The organism is Massilia sp. UYP32 (genome assembly GCF_050434365.1).
GTDB classification, from domain to species: domain Bacteria; phylum Pseudomonadota; class Gammaproteobacteria; order Burkholderiales; family Burkholderiaceae_D; genus Telluria; species Telluria timonae.
Map to the genome: position 1 here is coordinate 205,740 of NZ_JBNDIK010000001.1, position 17,683 is coordinate 223,422.

Annotated in this window: 14 protein-coding genes; 8 read left to right on the top strand and 6 right to left on the bottom strand. The window is 65.2% G+C overall.

Going from position 1 to position 17,683, the window contains the following annotated elements:
- Window positions 1–65: 65 nt before the first annotated feature.
- From clpS to ABIB42_RS00955, 3 genes are all read left to right on the top strand, one after another.
- Window positions 66–368 (top strand): ATP-dependent Clp protease adapter ClpS, encoded by a 303-nt coding sequence (gene clpS / locus ABIB42_RS00945; RefSeq protein ID WP_005669260.1) that lies wholly within the window; start codon window positions 66–68, stop codon window positions 366–368.
- Complete coding sequence (gene clpA, locus ABIB42_RS00950; RefSeq protein WP_071363564.1) at window positions 365–2,665, top strand: ATP-dependent Clp protease ATP-binding subunit ClpA; 2,301 nt, start codon at window positions 365–367, stop codon at window positions 2,663–2,665. The genes clpS and clpA overlap by 4 nt, the downstream gene beginning before the upstream one ends.
- A 253-nt stretch (window positions 2,666–2,918) precedes the next feature.
- Window positions 2,919–4,514 (top strand): methyl-accepting chemotaxis protein, encoded by a 1,596-nt coding sequence (locus tag ABIB42_RS00955; RefSeq protein WP_429247724.1) that lies wholly within the window; start codon window positions 2,919–2,921, stop codon window positions 4,512–4,514.
- Window positions 4,515–4,521: 7 nt separating this feature from the next.
- On the opposite strand, the gene ABIB42_RS00960 is transcribed toward ABIB42_RS00955, so the two are convergent.
- The 3 genes from ABIB42_RS00960 to prpR form a co-directional block, all read right to left on the bottom strand.
- On the bottom strand, window positions 4,522–5,703 hold the full coding sequence (locus tag ABIB42_RS00960) for a trans-sulfuration enzyme family protein (protein WP_184234456.1): 1,182 nt from the start codon (window positions 5,701–5,703) through the stop codon (window positions 4,522–4,524).
- Complete coding sequence (locus ABIB42_RS00965; RefSeq protein WP_429247725.1) at window positions 5,700–7,079, bottom strand: pyridoxal-phosphate dependent enzyme; 1,380 nt, start codon at window positions 7,077–7,079, stop codon at window positions 5,700–5,702. Before ABIB42_RS00965 ends, ABIB42_RS00960 begins: the two co-directional genes overlap by 4 nt.
- Before the next feature lie 156 nt (window positions 7,080–7,235).
- A complete protein-coding gene (gene prpR / locus ABIB42_RS00970; protein WP_313631779.1) occupies window positions 7,236–8,840 on the bottom strand; it encodes a propionate catabolism operon regulatory protein PrpR in 1,605 nt (534 codons plus the stop codon).
- Window positions 8,841–9,004: 164 nt separating this feature from the next.
- On the opposite strand from prpR, the gene ABIB42_RS00975 reads away from it, so the two are divergent.
- Both ABIB42_RS00975 and ABIB42_RS00980 read left to right on the top strand, forming a co-directional pair.
- A complete protein-coding gene (locus tag ABIB42_RS00975; protein ID WP_005669270.1) occupies window positions 9,005–9,313 on the top strand; it encodes a DUF485 domain-containing protein in 309 nt (102 codons plus the stop codon).
- Window positions 9,313–10,971, top strand: a complete 1,659-nt coding sequence (locus tag ABIB42_RS00980; protein ID WP_157225678.1) for a cation acetate symporter — start codon at window positions 9,313–9,315, stop codon at window positions 10,969–10,971. The genes ABIB42_RS00975 and ABIB42_RS00980 overlap by 1 nt, the downstream gene beginning before the upstream one ends.
- 49 nt (window positions 10,972–11,020) lie before the next feature.
- Here ABIB42_RS00980 and ABIB42_RS00985 read toward each other — a convergent pair whose 3' ends face one another.
- The 3 genes from ABIB42_RS00985 to ABIB42_RS00995 form a co-directional block, all read right to left on the bottom strand.
- Complete coding sequence (locus ABIB42_RS00985) at window positions 11,021–11,347, bottom strand: antibiotic biosynthesis monooxygenase family protein (RefSeq protein WP_429247726.1); 327 nt, start codon at window positions 11,345–11,347, stop codon at window positions 11,021–11,023.
- 20 nt (window positions 11,348–11,367) lie between these two features.
- Window positions 11,368–12,366 (bottom strand): zinc-dependent alcohol dehydrogenase family protein, encoded by a 999-nt coding sequence (locus tag ABIB42_RS00990; protein ID WP_429247727.1) that lies wholly within the window; start codon window positions 12,364–12,366, stop codon window positions 11,368–11,370.
- Between the two features lie 62 nt (window positions 12,367–12,428).
- Window positions 12,429–12,731: an ArsR/SmtB family transcription factor gene (locus tag ABIB42_RS00995; protein ID WP_005669274.1), complete on the bottom strand. Its 303-nt coding sequence runs from the start codon at window positions 12,729–12,731 to the stop codon at window positions 12,429–12,431.
- Between the two features lie 268 nt (window positions 12,732–12,999).
- Here ABIB42_RS00995 and prpB point away from each other — a divergent pair, with 268 nt between their 5' ends.
- The 3 genes from prpB to acnD are packed head-to-tail and all read left to right on the top strand — an operon-like array spanning window position 13,000 to window position 17,681.
- Window positions 13,000–13,890: a methylisocitrate lyase gene (gene prpB / locus ABIB42_RS01000; protein WP_312484613.1), complete on the top strand. Its 891-nt coding sequence runs from the start codon at window positions 13,000–13,002 to the stop codon at window positions 13,888–13,890.
- A 12-nt stretch (window positions 13,891–13,902) separates the two neighbouring features.
- Window positions 13,903–15,063, top strand: coding sequence for a bifunctional 2-methylcitrate synthase/citrate synthase (gene prpC, locus ABIB42_RS01005; protein ID WP_184234438.1), 1,161 nt, complete (start codon window positions 13,903–13,905; stop codon window positions 15,061–15,063).
- 11 nt (window positions 15,064–15,074) lie between these two features.
- Window positions 15,075–17,681 (top strand): Fe/S-dependent 2-methylisocitrate dehydratase AcnD, encoded by a 2,607-nt coding sequence (acnD, locus tag ABIB42_RS01010; protein WP_429247728.1) that lies wholly within the window; start codon window positions 15,075–15,077, stop codon window positions 17,679–17,681.
- Window positions 17,682–17,683 lie beyond the last annotated feature (2 nt).

The window sequence follows — 17,683 nt, forward strand, 5'->3', positions numbered from 1 at the left end:
GAAGCACCAGAAAACGAGCTGATGTTTACGCTTGGCACCAACCTCGGAAGTATTAGAATAACCCCATGGCAACGAAGCACGATACTGAACAACTGCTTGAGCGGCAGACCATCAAACCGCCTCCGCTGTACCAGGTGGCGCTACTGAACGATGACTACACGCCGATGGAGTTCGTGGTGGCCGTGATCCAGGAGTATTTCAACAAGGATCGCGAAACCGCAACCCAGATCATGCTCTCTGTTCACCGTCATGGTAAGGGTGTGTGTGGGGTGTTTTCCAAAGATATAGCGTGTACCAAAGTGGAGTTTGTCTTAACGCATGCGCGCAAGGCCGGGCACCCCCTGCAGTGCGTGATGGAGGAAGTATGATTGCGCAGGAACTTGAAGTATCCCTACACATGGCCTTTGTCGAGGCACGACAGGCACGCCACGAGTTCATCACCGTGGAACACCTGCTGCTCGCGCTACTCGATAATCCATCGGCCGCCGAAGTCCTGCGTGCGTGCGCGGTCAATATCGAAGACCTGCGCAAGACCTTGACTAATTTTATCGGTGACAACACCCCGACCGTGCCAGGCACGGGCGAGGTCGACACCCAGCCGACGCTCGGCTTCCAGCGCGTGATCCAGCGCGCGATCATGCACGTGCAGTCGGCTTCGAACGGCAAGAAAGAAGTGACCGGCGCCAATGTGCTGGTCGCGATCTTCGGCGAGAAGGATTCGCACGCCGTCTACTACCTGCACCAGCAGGGCGTGACCCGTCTCGACGTCGTCAACTTCATCTCGCACGGCGTGCGCAAGGACCAGCAGATGGACACCCAGAAGGCGTCCGAAGGCGTGGAAGAAGCGCAGGTCGAAGGCCAGGCCAAAGAGTCGCCGCTGGACCAGTTCACCCAGAACCTGAACAAGGCGGCTGCCGACGGCAAGATCGATCCGCTGATCGGACGCGAGGAAGAAGTCGACCGCGTGATCCAGATCCTGTGCCGCCGCCGCAAGAACAACCCGCTGCTGGTGGGCGAGGCCGGCGTGGGCAAGACCGCGATCGCCGAAGGCCTGGCCTGGCGCATTGTGCAGGAGGACGTGCCCGAGATCCTGCAGAACGCCGTCGTGTTCTCGCTCGACATGGGCGCGCTGCTGGCCGGCACCAAGTACCGCGGCGATTTCGAGCAGCGCCTGAAGGCCGTGCTCAAGCAGATCAAGGACACCCCGAACGGCATCCTGTTCATCGACGAGATCCACACGATCATCGGCGCCGGCTCGGCCTCGGGCGGCACGCTCGACGCATCGAACCTGCTCAAACCGGCACTGGCCAATGGCCAGCTCAAGTGCATCGGCGCGACCACGTTCACCGAATTCCGCGGCGTGTTCGAGAAAGACCATGCGCTGTCGCGCCGGTTCCAAAAAGTCGACGTCAATGAACCGTCGGTCGAGCAGACCGTGGCGATCCTGCGCGGCCTCAAGTCGCGCTTCGAAGAGCACCATGGCGTGAAATACTCGGCGTCGGCGCTGTCGACCGCGGCCGAACTGGCGGCGCGCTTCATCAACGACCGTCATTTGCCGGACAAGGCGATCGACGTGATCGACGAAGCCGGCGCGGCCCAGCGCATCCTGCCGAAGTCGAAGCAGAAGAAAACCATCGGCAAGACCGAGATCGAGGACATCATCGCGAAGATCGCGCGGATTCCCCCGCAAACGGTCAACCAGGACGACCGCAGCAAGCTGCAGACGATCGACCGCGACCTGCGCAACGTCGTGTTCGGCCAAGACCCGGCGATCGAGGCGCTGTCGGCCGCGATCAAGATGGCGCGCGCGGGCCTGGGCAAGACCGACAAGCCGATCGGCTCTTTCCTGTTCTCCGGTCCGACCGGCGTCGGCAAGACCGAGGTGGCGAAACAGCTGGCCTTCATCCTGGGCATCGAGCTGGTGCGCTTCGACATGTCCGAGTACATGGAGCGTCATGCCGTGTCGCGCCTGATCGGCGCGCCGCCGGGCTACGTCGGCTTCGACCAGGGCGGCCTGCTGACCGAGGCGATCACCAAGAAGCCGCACACCGTGCTGCTGCTGGACGAGATCGAGAAGGCCCATCCCGACATCTTCAACATCCTGTTGCAGGTGATGGACCATGGCACCCTGACCGACAACAACGGCCGCAAGGCGGACTTCCGCAACGTGATCATCATCATGACCACCAATGCGGGCGCCGAAAGCCTGACCAAGCGTTCGCTGGGCTTCGTGGATTCGCGTGCGACCGGCGACGAGATGGCCGACATCAAGCGCATGTTCACGCCGGAGTTCCGTAACCGCCTGGACGCGATCATCAGCTTCCGCGCGCTGGACGAGGACATCATCCTGCGCGTCGTCGACAAGTTCCTGATGCAGCTCGAAGAGCAGCTGCACGAGAAGAAGGTCGAAGCGGTGTTCACCGAGAAGCTGCGCAAGTTCCTCGGCCAGAAAGGCTTCGATCCGGCGATGGGCGCGCGTCCGATGTCACGCCTGATCCAGGACATGATCCGCAAGGCGCTGGCCGACGAGCTGCTGTTCGGCCGCCTGGTCAACGGCGGCCGCGTGACGGTCGACCTGAACGAGAAGGACGACGTGGTCCTCGAGTTCCCGGAAGGCGACGCACTGCCGCCACCGGCGCCGGCAGAGACGGTCGAGATCGAGTAAGGAGGGCGCCGCAAGGCGCTTCCGGCAAGAAGCCCGCGCACCAAGTGTCGCGGGCTTTTTTTTATTCGCGGATCGACGCGAGATGGCCTGCAGCGCTCGCTCTAGAAGACGTATCTTTTATCTAAGTTAATTGCTTTTATTTCAAAAGGCTTTGCAAAGAACCATGGTAATTCTGGAAATGTGAGTTCATGACAATGTCATATAACATTTCTATACTCCTCGCATCGTTGTCCCACCTTCTCACGGACCACCAATGCGACTTGCACAGCTCAACACCTCCGCCAAGCTCATCGGCGCCTTCGGCATTCTCTCCCTCGTCATCGTGATCATCGCCGCCGTCGCGGTATGGCGCATGCATGCGGCGGATGTCATCACTTCCAATCTGGTCGACGACAAGCTGGCCAAGCAGCAGCTGGTGTCCGACCTGCTCGGCATCGAACGCCTGAACGGTTCGCGCACCGTTTCGATCGCGCGCAGCGACAGCCTGGAACTGGCCGACTACTTCCAGGCCCAGCTGGCCGAAGGCCGCAAGAACATCGCCGCCATCGAGGAGAAACTGGCCAAGCTGCCGGTGTCGGAACGCGAACGCGCGCTGCTGCAGGATGCGGCCCGTCACAAGGCCGCGCTGGGCACGGTGCAGGAAGCGCTGTTCAAGGCCAAGGACCTGGGGCAGACCGGCCTGGTCGAGGAAATCCTGACCAGGCAATGGGAGTCGGGCTACAAGGCCAAGGTCGGCGCGTTCGAAGCCTTGCTCGCCTACGAGAGCAGCGAGGCGCACCGCCTGGCCGACGAAACGAGCGCCGCGTCGAGCTTCAGCAAGATCCTGCTGCTGGGGCTGGGCGGCGCGGCGCTGCTGGTCGGCGTCGGCCTGGCCTGGGCCTTGAGCCGCAACCTGGTGGCGCCGCTGCGGCGGGCCGCCATGCTGGCCGAGCAGGTGGCGAAAGGCGACCTGCGTCCAACCATCCAGCACGGGCGCAGCGACGAGATCGGCCGCCTGTTCGACGCCCTCAATGGCATGACCCATGGCGTCTCGAACACCGTGTCGCAGGTGCTGGTCGGCGCCCAGGCGATCGATTCGGCCTCGAGCGAGATCGCCGAAGGCAACCAGGACCTGTCGACCCGCACCGAGCGCCAGGCCGACGCGCTGCGCCAGACCGTGAGCGCGATGGACGAGTTGAGCGAGGCGATCGCCAGCAACAACGCCAATGCGCGCCAGGCCAATGCCCTGGCCCAGACCGCGTCCGGCGTGGCCACCGAAGGCGCGAGGGCGGTCGAGCAACTGGTGGCGCGCATGGGAGCGATCAAGGCATCGGCCGCGCGCATCGTGGACATCACGGGCATGATCGACAGCATCGCCTTCCAGACCAATATCCTGGCGCTGAACGCGGCGGTGGAAGCGGCGCGCGCCGGCAGCGAAGGCCGCGGCTTCGCGGTGGTGGCGAGCGAGGTGCGCAACCTGGCCCAGCACTCGGCCGGCGCGGCCAAGGAAATCAAGAAGCTGATAGGCGAGTCGTCGAGCGAGATCGAGGCCGGCACCGGCATGGCCGAATCGGCCGGCTCGACCATGCGCGCCATGCTCCAGCACGTGCACGAGGTGGCCGGCATCCTCGGCCAGATCCACACCGCCAGCGCGGGCCAGGCCATGGGTGTCACCCAGGTCAGCAAGTCGATCGCGGAGATCGACATGTCGACCCAGCAGAACGCGGCGATGGTGGAAGAAGCCGCCGCAGCGGCGGCCTCGATGCGCCAGCAGGCGGCGGAGTTGTCGGCGCTGGTGGCGACGTTCAAGTTGCGCAGCGCGCGGGCCGCGTCGGAGCAGCCGCATCAGCGCCTGCTCGAAGCGGCTTGATCGACGTTCAGATCGCGGCCAATGCGCGGCGCAGATCCTCGCGCTGGTCGTCGATGTGCTCGATGCCCACCGACAGGCGAATCAGCCCGTCGCCGATGCCGAGTTCGGCGCGCTGCTCCGGCGGAATGGTGGCGTGGGTCATCAGGGCAGGATGCTCGATCAGGCTTTCCACGCCGCCCAGGCTCTCGGCCAGGGTAAACACTTCGCAGGCCTCCAGGAAGCGCCGCGCGCCGGCGATGTCGGTGTCGAGGTCGATCGACACGATGCCGCCGTAGCCGTGCATCTGGTGGCGCGCCAGCGCGTGCTGGGGATGCGATTCCAGCCCCGGGTAATACACCTTGCGAACTTTCGGTTGCTGCTCGAGCCAGCTGGCCAGCAGCAGGGCGTTGGCGTTGCTGCGCTCGACGCGCAGGGCCAGCGTCTTGATCCCGCGTAGCACCAGGAAGCTGTCGAACGGGCCCTGGATCGCGCCCACGGCGTTCTGGATGAAGCCGAGCTTCTCGGCCAGCCCGGTCTGGGCGTCGCCGGCGCCGACCACGGCCACGCCGCCGATCACGTCCGAGTGCCCGTTCATGTACTTGGTGGTCGAGTGCACCACGATGTCGAAGCCGTGTTCCAGTGGACGCTGGTTGATCGGACTGGCGAAGGTGTTGTCGCACACGCTGATGATGCCGCGCGCATGGCAGACGCCGGCGATCGCCGTCAGGTCGGCCAGCTTGAGCATCGGGTTGGTCGGGGTCTCGACCCACACCATGCGCGTCTCGGGCTTGATGGCGGCGGCCAGCGCGTCGGGGTCGGACAGGTCGACGTAGCTGAACGACAGGCCGGCGCTGTCGCGGCGCACGCGCTCGAACAGGCGGTAGGTGCCGCCATACATATCGTCGCCGGCCACGATGTGCGAGCCGGCCGGGAGCAGCTCGAGCACCGCCGCGATCGCGGCCAGGCCCGAGGCGAAGGCGAAGGCGGCGCGCCCGCCCTCGATGTCGGCCACGCAGCGCTCGAGCGCCCAGCGCGTCGGGTTGTGCGAGCGGCCGTAGTCGAGGCCCTTGTGCACGCCGGGGCTTTCTTGCCGGAAGGTCGAGGTGGCGAAGATGGGCGGCATCACGGCGCCGGTGGCCGGTTCGGGCGCCTGGCCGCCGTGGATGACGCGGGTGGCCAGATGGCGCTTGAATTCGATTGGATTGGTCAAGACAGGGTCCTTCGCAGATGGTTGAGCAGGTCGTAGCGCGTGATCAGACCGTAGAAGGTCGGCCCGTCGGCGATGACGGCGGTCAGGCCGCGATCGAGGATCTCGCGCAGCTGGCCCATGCTCGCCGCCGGATGCAGGGTTTGCAGTTCGGTCGTCATGGTGCCGGACACCGGCGCATTGAAGCGCGCGGTATCTTGCGTCACCTGGTGCAGCAGGTCGGATTCGTCGATCAGGCCCAGCAGCCGGCCGCCGGCGTCGACCACCGGCAGCTGCTGCAGGTCGCTCGAGCGCATGCGGTTGAAGGCGGTAAGCAGGGTGTCGTCGGGCGCCAGCGTGATGACTTCGCCGGCGTCGTGGCGGCGGCCGATCAGGTCGCGCAGGTCGCCCGTTTTCGGCCGCGTGATCAGGCCCTGGTCGACCATCCAGCCGTCGCTGTACACCTTGGAGAGGTAGCGGGTGCCGGTGTCGCACACGAAGGTGACCACGCGCTTGGGGCGGGTCTGGGCGCGGCAATAGCGCAGCGCGGCCGCCAGCAGGGTGCCGGTGGAAGAACCCGCCAGGATGCCTTCTTGTTGCAGCAGCAGGCGCGCGGTCGAGAAACTCTCTTCGTCGCTGATGGTGTAGGCGGTCTTGACGCGCGACAGGTCGGCGATGCCGGGGATGAAATCCTCGCCGATGCCCTCGACCGCCCACGAGCCCGCGTGCTGCGAGACGTGGCCGGTCTCGACGTACTCGGCCAGGATCGAGCCCTTGGGGTCGGCCAGGACGAATTCGAGCAGGGGCTGGGTCTTTTTAAAATAGCGCGACAGGCCGGTGAGGGTGCCGGATGAGCCGACGCCGACCACGATGGCGTCGAGCTTGTGGTTGGTCTGGTCCCAGATCTCGGGGCCGGTGGTGGTTTCGTGGGCGCGCGGATTGGCCGGATTGTTGAACTGGTCGGCGAACCAGGCGCCGGGAATCTCCTTGGCCAGGCGCGCCGCGTAGTCCTGGTAGTACTCGGCATGGCCCTTGCCGACGTCGGAGCGGGTCAGGTGGATTTCGGCGCCGAGCGCCTTCAGGTGCAGGACTTTTTCGGCCGCCATTTTGTCGGGCACGACCAGCACCACGCGGTAGCCCTTGATGCGCGCCACCAGCGCCAGGCCCAGGCCGGTATTGCCGGCCGTGGCCTCGATCACGGTGCCGCCGGGCTGCAGCAGGCCGTCGTGCTCGGCCTGCTCGATCATGGTCTTGCCGATGCGGTCCTTGATGGAGCCGCCCGGGTTCTGCGATTCGAGCTTGAGGAACAGCTGGCAGGGGCCGGTGTCGATCCGGGTGACTTCCACCAGCGGGGTATCGCCGATCAGCGAAAACAGTGCAGCTTGCGACGCATGTTGCATATTGCCTCCGTTAAGCCGACCAGCCGGCGCGGGTAGCGCAAGAGACCGCGGCAGGCCGGCGTGCTACGACGAACTGGCGCGGGTAGGCGCCAGCGCTTGAAAGATTCATGATACGAGTTTTTGTCGAGCGCTGCTTTGGATCAGCTTAAAGTTTTGTTAAGAGCCCTCGGCCTTGAGACGGCGCCACAGGGTGGTGCGGCTGATGCCTAGGTGCTGCGCGGCAAGATCGCGCTGTCCGCCGAAGCGGGCCAGCACGGCCGCCGTCGATTCGCGCGCCGCACCGGGCGCGGGCAATGCGTCGACGGCCGGCGCCGCTTGCCGCCCCAGTTCCGGCGCCACCGACAGCATGAAGGCCGGCGTGAGCGCCTGCAGCGGCTCGGCCGCCAGGAACAATGCGACCCTTTCCATCAGGTTGCGCAGCTCGCGCACATTGCCCGGCCAGGCATAGGAGGAGAGCAGGGGCGCGCACGCCTTGACCTCGGCCGCCAGGTTCGGATGCGGGCGCGCATCGAGCGCGGCCAGCGCCTGCTTCAATGACCATTCGGCCAGCGGCGCGATGTCCTGCGCCCGTGCGCGCAGCGGCGGCAGGGCCAGGCGCAGCACCGCCAGCCGATAGAACAGGTCGGCCCGAAAACGTCCCTCGCGCACCCGCGCTTCGAGGTCGCAGTGGGTGGCGCTGATCACGCGCACGTCGATCGGCACCGGGCGCGTGCCGCCGACCCGCATCACCTCGCGTTCTTCCAGCACGCGCAGCAGGCGGGTCTGCAGGGCCAGCGGCATTTCGCCGATCTCGTCCAGGAACAGGGTGCCGCCGTTGGCGGCCTCGAACAGGCCGGCGTGGCCGCCGCGGCGCGCGCCGGTGAACGCGCCTTCCTCGTGGCCGAACAGTTCCGACTCCAGCAAGGACTCGGCGATCGCCCCGCAGTTGACCGCCACGAAGGGGCGGTTGGCGCCGCGGCGCGGGCTTTCGCGGTGGATCGCCTGGGCCACCAGTTCCTTGCCGCTGCCGGTCTCGCCCTCGATCAGGACGGTGCTGGGCGAGCGCGCGTACAGCACCACGGTCTGGCGCAGGCGCTCCATCGCGGGCGAGTCGCCGCGCAAGTCGTTCATGCCGCGCCGCGCGCGTTGTTCGGCTCCCTTGCGCCGTCCGCGGCCGGCCTCGAGCCGGGTCAGGCGCGCCAGCTCGAGCGCGTCGTCGAAGGCCTGGCGAATCGAGGCCGCCGAATACAGGAACACGCCGGTCAGCCCGGCTTCCTCGGACAGGTCGGTGATCAAGCCGGCGCCGACGATTACGGCGATGCCCTCGGCCTTGAGCTCGTGCACCGCGGCGCGCGCATCCTCGCGCGTGACGTAGGTGCGCTGGGCCAGGTCGAGGCCGAAGGTGGCGGCGAAGTCGGCCAGTTCCGGCAGCGGCGCCTGGTAGCTGATGACGCCGATCCGGTGCGACACGCGGCGCGCGCGCGCCAGCGCCTTCAGCACGTCGAAGCCGCTGGCCTTGGCCGCCACCACCGGCACCGACACGCGGCCCTTGAGCCAGGCGGCATTCGAGCCGGCCGCGATGACCACGTCACAGTGTTCAAGAGCCAGGCGCTCGCGGATATGTTTCGCAGCCTCGTCAAAACCAAGATGCAGCGGTTCGATCAAAGCTAAGTGGTCGTATTCGACGGTGATGTCGCGGAACAGGTCGGACAGGCGCGAGACGGAGACGGTCCAGATGACCGGCTTGTCGCCAGCCTCCAGCGGGGAGCGGGGTGCATTCATGTTTCAAGTCTAGTGCATTTTTCAGCGCCAAGTTTCAATTTGAAACGCCATGACCTAAGCGAACGAGCGGTCAATTACTTCCATGCCGTAAGAATCCGGTAAGGGGCCGGCCGTAGGATGGGTCTCAGCCGCAAAGGCAATACCAGAAAAATCAGGAGACAAAATTGGATCAAGACGTCGTACAAAGGGTCAAGAGCGACCCGAATTACCTCAAGCTCAAAGAGACCCGTTCCCGGTTCGGCTGGACGCTGACCTGGGCCATGATGATCGTGTACTACGGCTTCACGCTGCTGGTCGCCTTCAACAAGGAGTTCATGGGTTCCCGCATCGGTGAAGGCGTCATGACCTGGGGTATTCCCCTGGGCCTGTTCGTCATCGTGTTCACCGTGGTCATCACCGGCATCTACGTGCGCCGCGCCAACCGCGACTACGACGAACTGAGCGACGCCATCAAAGCGAAAGTGGGGGCATGATGAAGCGCTTCCACACCGCAGCCGCAATTGCCCTGCTGGCCGCCGCGGGCATCGCCCAGGCCGCCCCCGACCTCGGCCAGGGCGTCAAGCAAGCCACCAACTGGACCGCCATCATCATGTTCGGCGTGTTCGTGCTGGGCACCCTGTACATCACCAAATGGGCTGCCGCCAAGACCCGTTCGGCATCCGACTTCTATACCGCCGGCGGCGGCATCACCGGCTTCCAGAACGGCCTCGCGATCGCGGGCGACTTCATGTCGGCCGCGTCCTTCCTGGGCATTTCCGCCGCCGTGTTCCTGGACGGCTTCGACGGCCTGATCTATGCGATCGGCTTCCTGGTCGGCTGGCCCGTCATCACCTTCCTGATGGCCGAGCGCCTGCGCAACCTGGGCCGCTTCACCTTCGCCGACGTGGCCTCCTACCGCTTCGCCCAGAAGCCGATCCGCGTGTTCGCGGCTTCCGGCACCCTGGTCGTGGTGGCCTTCTACCTGATCGCGCAGATGGTCGGCGCCGGCCAGCTGATCAAGCTGCTGTTCGGCCTGGACTACTGGATCGCGGTGGTGCTGGTCGGCATCCTGATGATGGTCTACGTGCTGTTCGGCGGCATGACCGCCACCACCTGGGTGCAGATCATCAAGGCCGTGCTGCTGCTGTCGGGCGCCTCGTTCATGGCGTTCTCGGTGCTGGCGCAATATAACTTCAGCCCGACCCAACTGTTCCAGAGCGCCACCGAGCTGCACGCCAAGGGCGAAGCGATCATGGGCCCGGGCAGCTTCATCAAGGATCCGATTTCCGCGATTTCCTTCGGCATGGCGCTGATGTTCGGCACCGCCGGCCTGCCGCACATCCTGATGCGCTTCTTCACCGTCCCGAGCGCCAAGGAAGCGCGCAAGTCGGTGCTGTGGGCGACCACCTGGATCGGCTACTTCTACATCCTGACCTTCATCATCGGCTTCGGCGCGATCGTGCTGGTCGGCACCAACCCGGCCTTCAAGGATGCTGCCGGCGCACTGCTGGGCGGTAACAATATGGCGGCGGTCCACCTGGCGCAAGCCGTGGGCGGCGACGTCTTCCTGGGCTTCATCTCTGCCGTGGCCTTCGCGACCATCCTGGCGGTGGTGGCCGGCCTGACCCTGTCGGGCGCCTCGGCGGTCTCGCATGACCTGTACGCCACCGTGTTCAAGAAGGGCCAGGCCAACAGCGCCGACGAGCTGAAGGTGTCGAAGATCACCACCATCTGCCTCGGCATCATCGCCGTGCTGCTGGGTATCGCCTTCGAAAAGCAGAACGTCGCCTTCATGGTGTCGCTGGCCTTCGCGATCGCCGCTTCGGCCAACTTCCCGGTGCTGTTCATGTCGGTGCTGTGGAAAGACTGCACCACCCGCGGCGCCACCGTGGGCGGCTTCCTGGGCCTGGCGACCGCGGTCGTGCTGACCCTGCTGTCGAAATCGGTCTGGGTCGACGTGCTGGGCAACAGCGCCGCGATCTTCCCATATGCCTCGCCGGCGATCTTCTCGATGGCGGTCGGCTTCTTCGGCATCTGGATCTTCTCGATCACCGACAAGGGCCCGCGCGCCCGCATCGACCGCGCCGGCTTCGAGGCGCAGGAAGTGCGCGCCGAGACCGGTATCGGTGCGGCGGGTGCGTCGGCGCACTGAACCGTAGTTGAGTATCCAAAAGGGGCGGCCTGTGAGGGGCGCCCCTTTTTTATTTCCCCGACCTGGCGTCCCACGGCCCGATGCTGAAGGCCGCACCTTCGATGTGGCGGACGGCGGGTTCGCCCGCGAGAAAATCCTGCAAGCCCGCCATGAACATCCGGTGGTCGTCGCTCGTTTCGAAGCGCGGGGTGTGATCTTCCAGAGTCTGCCAGCGCACGATGAGCGTGAACTGTTGCGGCAGCTCGACCCCGGGCGCCAGCAAATGGCCCTGGTAACCCTTCGCGCGGGTGAGCAGGTGAGCGACGTCGGCAAATGCATGTCTGAACGCCTCGGTGCATTCGGGCCGGACGAGCAGGGTGGCGATTTCATACACCATGATGTTCCTTTTGCAGTGAATCAACCGACTCGGGCTTGCGCACTCGTGCGATCGGCCAACGGCCCCACCGCAATCGCGATCTTTCCCCTGAGCCCGTTGTCACGACTTTCCAGCCGAGCATGGGCAAGCGGAATGTCGGCCAGCGAATAGACGGCGCCAACGTGCGGCTTCAGCAGGCCGCGCTCGATCAGGGCGCTCAGTTCGTCGAGCTTGCCGCGGTTCTGCCGGGTGAAGACGAAGTGGTAGCTCGCATTCTTGCCCCAGGCCTGGATCAGGTTCTGCGGTATCGCGATGTCCACGATCGAGACGACGCGACCGAGTTGCGCCAGCACGTCCGGACTGCGCGTCAGGGTATCGCCGCCGATGGTGTCGAACACCACGTCGACGCCGTGGCCGCCGGTTTCGCGCAGGATGGCGTCGACATAATCTTCTTGCGTGTAATCGATGACCACGTCGGCCCCCAGGCCACGGACGAACTCGAAATTATCTTCACGCACCGTGGTGAACACGCGGGCGCCCATGGCCTTGGCAATCTGGATCACGACGTGGCCAACGCCACCCGCGCCGCCATGGACCAGGATGCTTTCCCCGGCCTTCAACTGCGCGCGCACGGCGAGGGCTTCCCAGGCGGTGCCTCCCACGAGGGTCAGGCTGGCGGCCTCGAGATGGGTCAGCGAGGCGGGCTTCCTGCCGACGATGTTTTCCGAGGCGACGTGGTATTCGGCATAGCTTCCGGGGCCATCGAAGATCTGCGGGGTGTACCAGACTTCGTCGCCCGGCGCGAACGCGGTCACGCCCGGTCCGACTTCCTCGACCACGCCCGAGACGTCGTGCCCGGTGATGCCCGGCAGCGGCACCAGGTCGGCATAGTCGCCGCGGCGCACCTGGTAATCCAGCGGATTGATGGAGGTGGCCTGCACCCGCACCAGCACCTGGCCGGCTTGCGGTATCGGTTTCGGCACGTCGCGCAGTTCAAACGATTCCGGGCCGCCAAATGAACTGAGTAGTTGTGCTTTCATGATTGTTCCTCGTTTCGTTAAAAAGGGATATCGGGAATAATCGATATACATGCCTAAAAAATTTACAGCTCTTTGCCGATGATCTCGGCGAGGGCGCTGATGTTTGCCTCGTTCCTCTTGTAGTACGTCCACTGGCCGATACGGCGCACCTCGACCAGGCCAGCCCGCTGCAGCGTTGCAAGGTAGTCGGACACGGTCGACTGCGACAGGCCGACGCCTTCCTGAATACTGCTCACGCAAACGCCGACCGTGTGCACGTCGCCCTCGTCTTGCGGAGGGAAATGCTTCTCCGGGTCCTTCAAGCCTTTCAGGATATCGAGGCGGGTGCGGTTGGAGAGGGCTTTGAAGATGTCGAGCAGTTCCATACGTTCGAGTATATCGGGAAATCCCGATATGTCAAGACACCCGCTACGCTGTCAAGCTCGGCCTGATCGTTTCAAGTGTTGCATCTCATCGTTTCAATGTGAAACGAGATCGAGGGCGGTGGCAAACAGAGATGCCGGGATCGTATGTGCAGCTCGCGCTAAGTAACTGAATATAAAGGGAACTGTCAGCGCGCCAGGGACTGGCATCGACCTGGCACGCGCTTTGCAATATCAGCATCGACATCCACCGCATCTGAAAGGACACCGCATGACCAAGCTCTCCGCCGGCGCCGCATTCCGCAAGGCAATGCAGGAAGAATCCCCATTGCAAGTGGTCGGCGCAATCAACGCCAACCACGCCCTGCTGGCCAAGCGCGCCGGTTTCAAGGCGATCTACCTGTCGGGCGGCGGCGTGGCGGCGGGTTCGCTGGGCTTGCCCGATCTCGGCATCTCGAACCTGGACGACGTCCTGATCGACGTGCGCCGCATCACCGACGTGTGCGACCTGCCGCTGCTGGTCGACGTCGACACCGGTTTCGGCGCCTCGGCCTTCAACGTCGCGCGCACCGTGCGCACGCTGGCCAAGGCCGGCGCCGCCGCCTGCCACATCGAAGACCAGGTCGGCGCCAAGCGCTGCGGCCACCGTCCGGGCAAGGAAATCGTCAGCAAGGACGAGATGGTCGACCGCATCAAGGCCGCCGCCGATGCTCGTCCGTACGACGAGTTCGTGATCATGGCGCGCACTGACGCGCTGGCGGTGGAAGGGCTGGACGCCGCCATCGAACGCGCCGTGGCTTGCGTGGAAGCCGGCGCCGACATGATCTTCCCCGAGGCGATGACGAGCCTCCAGATGTATAAACAGTTCGCCGATGCGGTCAAGGTGCCGGTGCTGGCCAATATCACCGAGTTCGGCGCGACCCCGCTGTTCAGCGTCGATGAGCTCAAAAGTGCCGGCGTCGGCCTGGTGCTGTATCCGCTGTCGGCCTTCCGCGCGATGAACAAGGCTGCCGAAAACGTGTATACCGCGATCCGCCGCGACGGCACCCAGCAGAACGTGCTCGACACCATGCAGACGCGCGCCGAACTGTACGACCGCATCGACTACCATAGCTATGAACAGAAGCTCGACGCGCTGTTCGCCCAGAACAAAGCGAAATAAGGAGAACCGAGGATGACGACCCAGAACAACGAAACCCCGACCTTCAAGCCGAAGAAATCCGTGGCCCTGTCCGGCGTCGCCGCCGGCAATACCGCGCTGTGCTCGGTCGGCAAATCGGGCAACGACCTGCACTACCGCGGCTACGACATCCTGGACGTGGCCGATGCCTGCGAGTTCGAGGAAATCGCCTACCTGCTGGTGCACGGCAAGCTGCCGAACGAGGCCGAGTTGCGCGGTTATAAAGCCAAGCTGAAGTCGCTGCGCGGCCTGCCGCAGGCGGTGAAAAGCGCGCTGGAAGCGCTGCCGGCCGGCGCCCACCCGATGGACGTGATGCGCACCGGCGTGTCGGTGCTGGGCTGCGTGCTGCCCGAGAAGGACGACCATAACATCGCCGGCGCGCGCGACATCGCCGACCGCCTGATGGCCTCGTTCGGCTCGATGCTGCTGTACTGGTATCACTACAGCCACAATGGCAAGCGCATCGAAGTGGAAACCGACGACGATTCGATCGGCGGCCACTTCCTGCACCTGCTGCACGGCGTCAAGCCGAGCCAGTCCTGGGTGCAGGCGATGCACACCTCGCTGATCCTGTATGCCGAGCATGAATTCAATGCATCGACCTTCACCGCGCGCGTGGTCGCCGGCACCGGTTCCGACATGCACTCGGCCATCACCGGCGCCATCGGCGCGCTGCGCGGTCCGAAGCATGGCGGCGCCAACGAAGTGGCGCTCGACATCCAGAAGCGTTATGAAAACGCCGACGAAGCCGAAGCCGACATCCGCAACCGCGTGGCCAACAAGGAAGTCGTGATCGGCTTCGGCCACCCGGTGTACACGATCTCGGACCCGCGCAACAAGGTGATCAAGGAAGTGGCGCGCTCGCTGTCTCTTGATGCAGGCTCGATGAAGATGTTCGACATCGCCGAACGCCTGGAATCCGTGATGTGGGACGTGAAGAAGATGTTCCCGAACCTGGACTGGTTCTCGGCCGTGTCGTACCACATGATGGGCGTGCCGACCGCCATGTTCACGCCGCTGTTCGTCATCTCGCGCACCTCGGGCTGGGCCGCCCACGTCATCGAGCAGCGCATCGACAACAAGATCATCCGCCCGAGCGCGAACTACGTCGGTCCGGAAGACCTGGCGTTCGTGCCGCTGGCCGAGCGCAAATAAAGAGCATCGCCATGAATTCGAATCACCTGAAACCCCTGCCGGGCACCGACCTGGAGTATTTCGACACGCGCGCCGCGGTCGACGCCATCCAGCCCGGCGCCTACGACACCTTGCCGTACACCTCGCGCGTGCTGGCCGAGAACCTCGTGCGCCGCTGCGAGCCGGCCTGCATGAACGACGCGCTCAAGCAGATCATCGAACGCAAGCGCGAACGCGACTTCCCCTGGTTTCCGGCGCGCGTGGTCTGCCACGACATCCTGGGCCAGACCGCCCTGGTCGACCTGGCCGGCCTGCGCGACGCCATCGCGGCGCAAGGCGGCGACCCGGCCCTGGTCAATCCGGTGGTGCCGACCCAGCTGGTGGTCGACCACTCGCTGGCCGTCGAATGCGGCGGCTTCGACCCGGACGCGTTCAGCAAGAACCGCGCGATCGAGGATCGCCGCAACGAAGACCGCTTCCATTTCATCGACTGGACCAAGAAGGCCTTCCAGAACGTCGACGTGATCCCGCCCGGCAACGGCATCCTGCACCAGATCAACCTGGAGCGCATGTCGCCCGTGATCCAGGTGGAAAACGGCGTGGCGTATCCGGACACCCTGGTCGGCACCGATTCGCACACGCCGATGGTCGATGCGCTGGGCGTGATCGCGATCGGCGTCGGCGGGCTGGAAGCCGAAAGCGTGATGCTGGGCCGCGCTTCGTACATGCGCCTGCCCGACATCGTCGGCGTCGAACTGACCGGCAAGCCCGGCCCCGGCATCACCGCCACCGACACCGTGCTGGCGCTGACCGAGTTCCTGCGCAAGTCGAAGGTCGTATCGAGCTACCTCGAGTTCTACGGAGAGGGCGCAGCCGCGCTGACCCTGGGCGACCGCGCCACGATCTCGAACATGGCGCCCGAATTCGGCGCCACCGCCGCGATGTTCTACATCGACGAGCAGACCATCAAGTACCTGCGCCTGACCGGGCGCGAGGACGAGACCGTGCACCTCGTCGAGACCTATGCGAAGCAGGCCGGCCTGTGGGCCGACAGCCTCAAAAACGCCGAGTACGAACGCACCTTGTCGTTCGACCTGTCGAGCGTGGTGCGCAATATCGCCGGGCCGTCGAATCCGCACAAGCGCGTGCCGACCTCGGAACTGGCGGCGCGCGGCATCGCGGGCAAAGTAGAAGACGAACCGGGCCTGATGCCCGACGGCGCCGTGATCATCGCGGCGATTACCAGCTGCACCAACACCAACAACCCGCGCAATATGATCGCCGCCGGCCTGCTGGCGCGCAACGCCAACCGCGCGGGCCTGCTGCGCAAACCCTGGGTGAAAAGTTCGCTGGCGCCAGGCTCGAAGGCTGTCGCCCTCTATCTGGACGAAGCCGGCCTCACGCCCGAACTGGACAAGCTGGGCTTCGGCGTCGTGGCGTTCGCCTGCACCACCTGCAACGGCATGAGCGGCGCGCTCGACCCGACCATCCAGCAAGAGATCATCGAGCGCGACCTGTATGCGACCGCCGTCCTGTCGGGCAACCGCAACTTCGACGGCCGCATCCACCCTTATGCCAAGCAGGCCTTCCTGGCCTCGCCGGCGCTGGTGGTCGCGTATGCGATCGCCGGCACCATCCGCTTCGACATCGAGAAGGACGTGCTGGGACTGGACGCCGCGGGCAGGGAGATCCGCCTGGCCGACCTGTGGCCGTCGGACGAAGAGATCGACGCCGTGGTCGCCGCCAGCGTCAAGCCCGAGCAGTTCCGCAAGGTATATACGCCGATGTTCGCGCGCGTCGTCGACGATGGCGCCAGGGTCAGCCCGCTGTACGACTGGCGGCCACAGAGCACGTACATCCGCCGCCCGCCGTACTGGGAAGGCGCGCTGGCGGGCGAACGCCTACTTTCCGGCATGCGCCCGCTGGCGGTCCTGGGCGACAACATCACCACCGACCACCTGTCGCCGTCGAACGCCATCCTGCTCGACTCGGCCGCCGGCGAGTACCTGGCGAAGATGGGCTTGCCGGAAGAAGACTTCAATTCCTACGCCACCCACCGCGGCGACCACCTGACGGCGCAGCGCGCCACCTTCGCCAATCCGACGCTCAGGAACGAGATGGTGAAGGATGGCCTGGGCAATGTGGTTGCCGGTTCGCTGGCGCGCATCGAGCCGACGGGCGAGGTGACCCGCATGTGGGAAGCGATCGAGCACTACATGGAACGCAAGCAGCCGCTGATCGTGGTGGCGGGCGCCGATTATGGCCAGGGCTCGTCGCGCGACTGGGCGGCCAAGGGCGTGCGCCTGGCGGGCGTGGAGGCGATCGTGGCCGAAGGCTTCGAGCGCATCCACCGCACCAACCTGGTGGGCATGGGCGTGCTGCCGCTGGAGTTCAAGCCCGGCGTGAATCGCATCACGCTCGGCATCGACGGCACCGAGACCTTCGACGTGGTGGGCGAGCGCACGCCGCGCGCCGACCTGACGCTGGTCATCCACCGCAAGACCGGAGAACAGCTCGCGGTGGCGGTGACCTGCCGCCTCGATACGGCCGAGGAAGTCGCCATCTATGAAGCGGGCGGGGTGCTGCAGCGCTTTGCCCAGGACTTCCTTGAATCGTCGGCGCCGAAGGCGGCGGCTTGATG

Excerpts from the sequence above, each read along its gene's own strand:
- clpA (WP_071363564.1), top strand. The coding sequence starts at position 365 with ATGATTGCGCAGGAACTTGAAGTATCCCTACACATGGCCTTTGTCGAG.
- prpB (WP_312484613.1), top strand. The coding sequence starts at position 13,000 with ATGACCAAGCTCTCCGCCGGCGCCGCATTCCGCAAGGCAATGCAGGAA.
- ABIB42_RS00955 (WP_429247724.1), top strand. The coding sequence starts at position 2,919 with ATGCGACTTGCACAGCTCAACACCTCCGCCAAGCTCATCGGCGCCTTC.
- ABIB42_RS00965 (WP_429247725.1), bottom strand. The coding sequence starts at position 7,079 with ATGCAACATGCGTCGCAAGCTGCACTGTTTTCGCTGATCGGCGATACC.
- clpS (WP_005669260.1), top strand. The coding sequence starts at position 66 with ATGGCAACGAAGCACGATACTGAACAACTGCTTGAGCGGCAGACCATC.
- prpC (WP_184234438.1), top strand. The coding sequence starts at position 13,903 with ATGACGACCCAGAACAACGAAACCCCGACCTTCAAGCCGAAGAAATCC.
- ABIB42_RS00980 (WP_157225678.1), top strand. The coding sequence starts at position 9,313 with ATGAAGCGCTTCCACACCGCAGCCGCAATTGCCCTGCTGGCCGCCGCG.
- acnD (WP_429247728.1), top strand. The coding sequence starts at position 15,075 with ATGAATTCGAATCACCTGAAACCCCTGCCGGGCACCGACCTGGAGTAT.
- prpR (WP_313631779.1), bottom strand. The coding sequence starts at position 8,840 with ATGAATGCACCCCGCTCCCCGCTGGAGGCTGGCGACAAGCCGGTCATC.
- ABIB42_RS00995 (WP_005669274.1), bottom strand. The coding sequence starts at position 12,731 with ATGGAACTGCTCGACATCTTCAAAGCCCTCTCCAACCGCACCCGCCTC.
- ABIB42_RS00985 (WP_429247726.1), bottom strand. The coding sequence starts at position 11,347 with ATGGTGTATGAAATCGCCACCCTGCTCGTCCGGCCCGAATGCACCGAG.
- ABIB42_RS00990 (WP_429247727.1), bottom strand. The coding sequence starts at position 12,366 with ATGAAAGCACAACTACTCAGTTCATTTGGCGGCCCGGAATCGTTTGAA.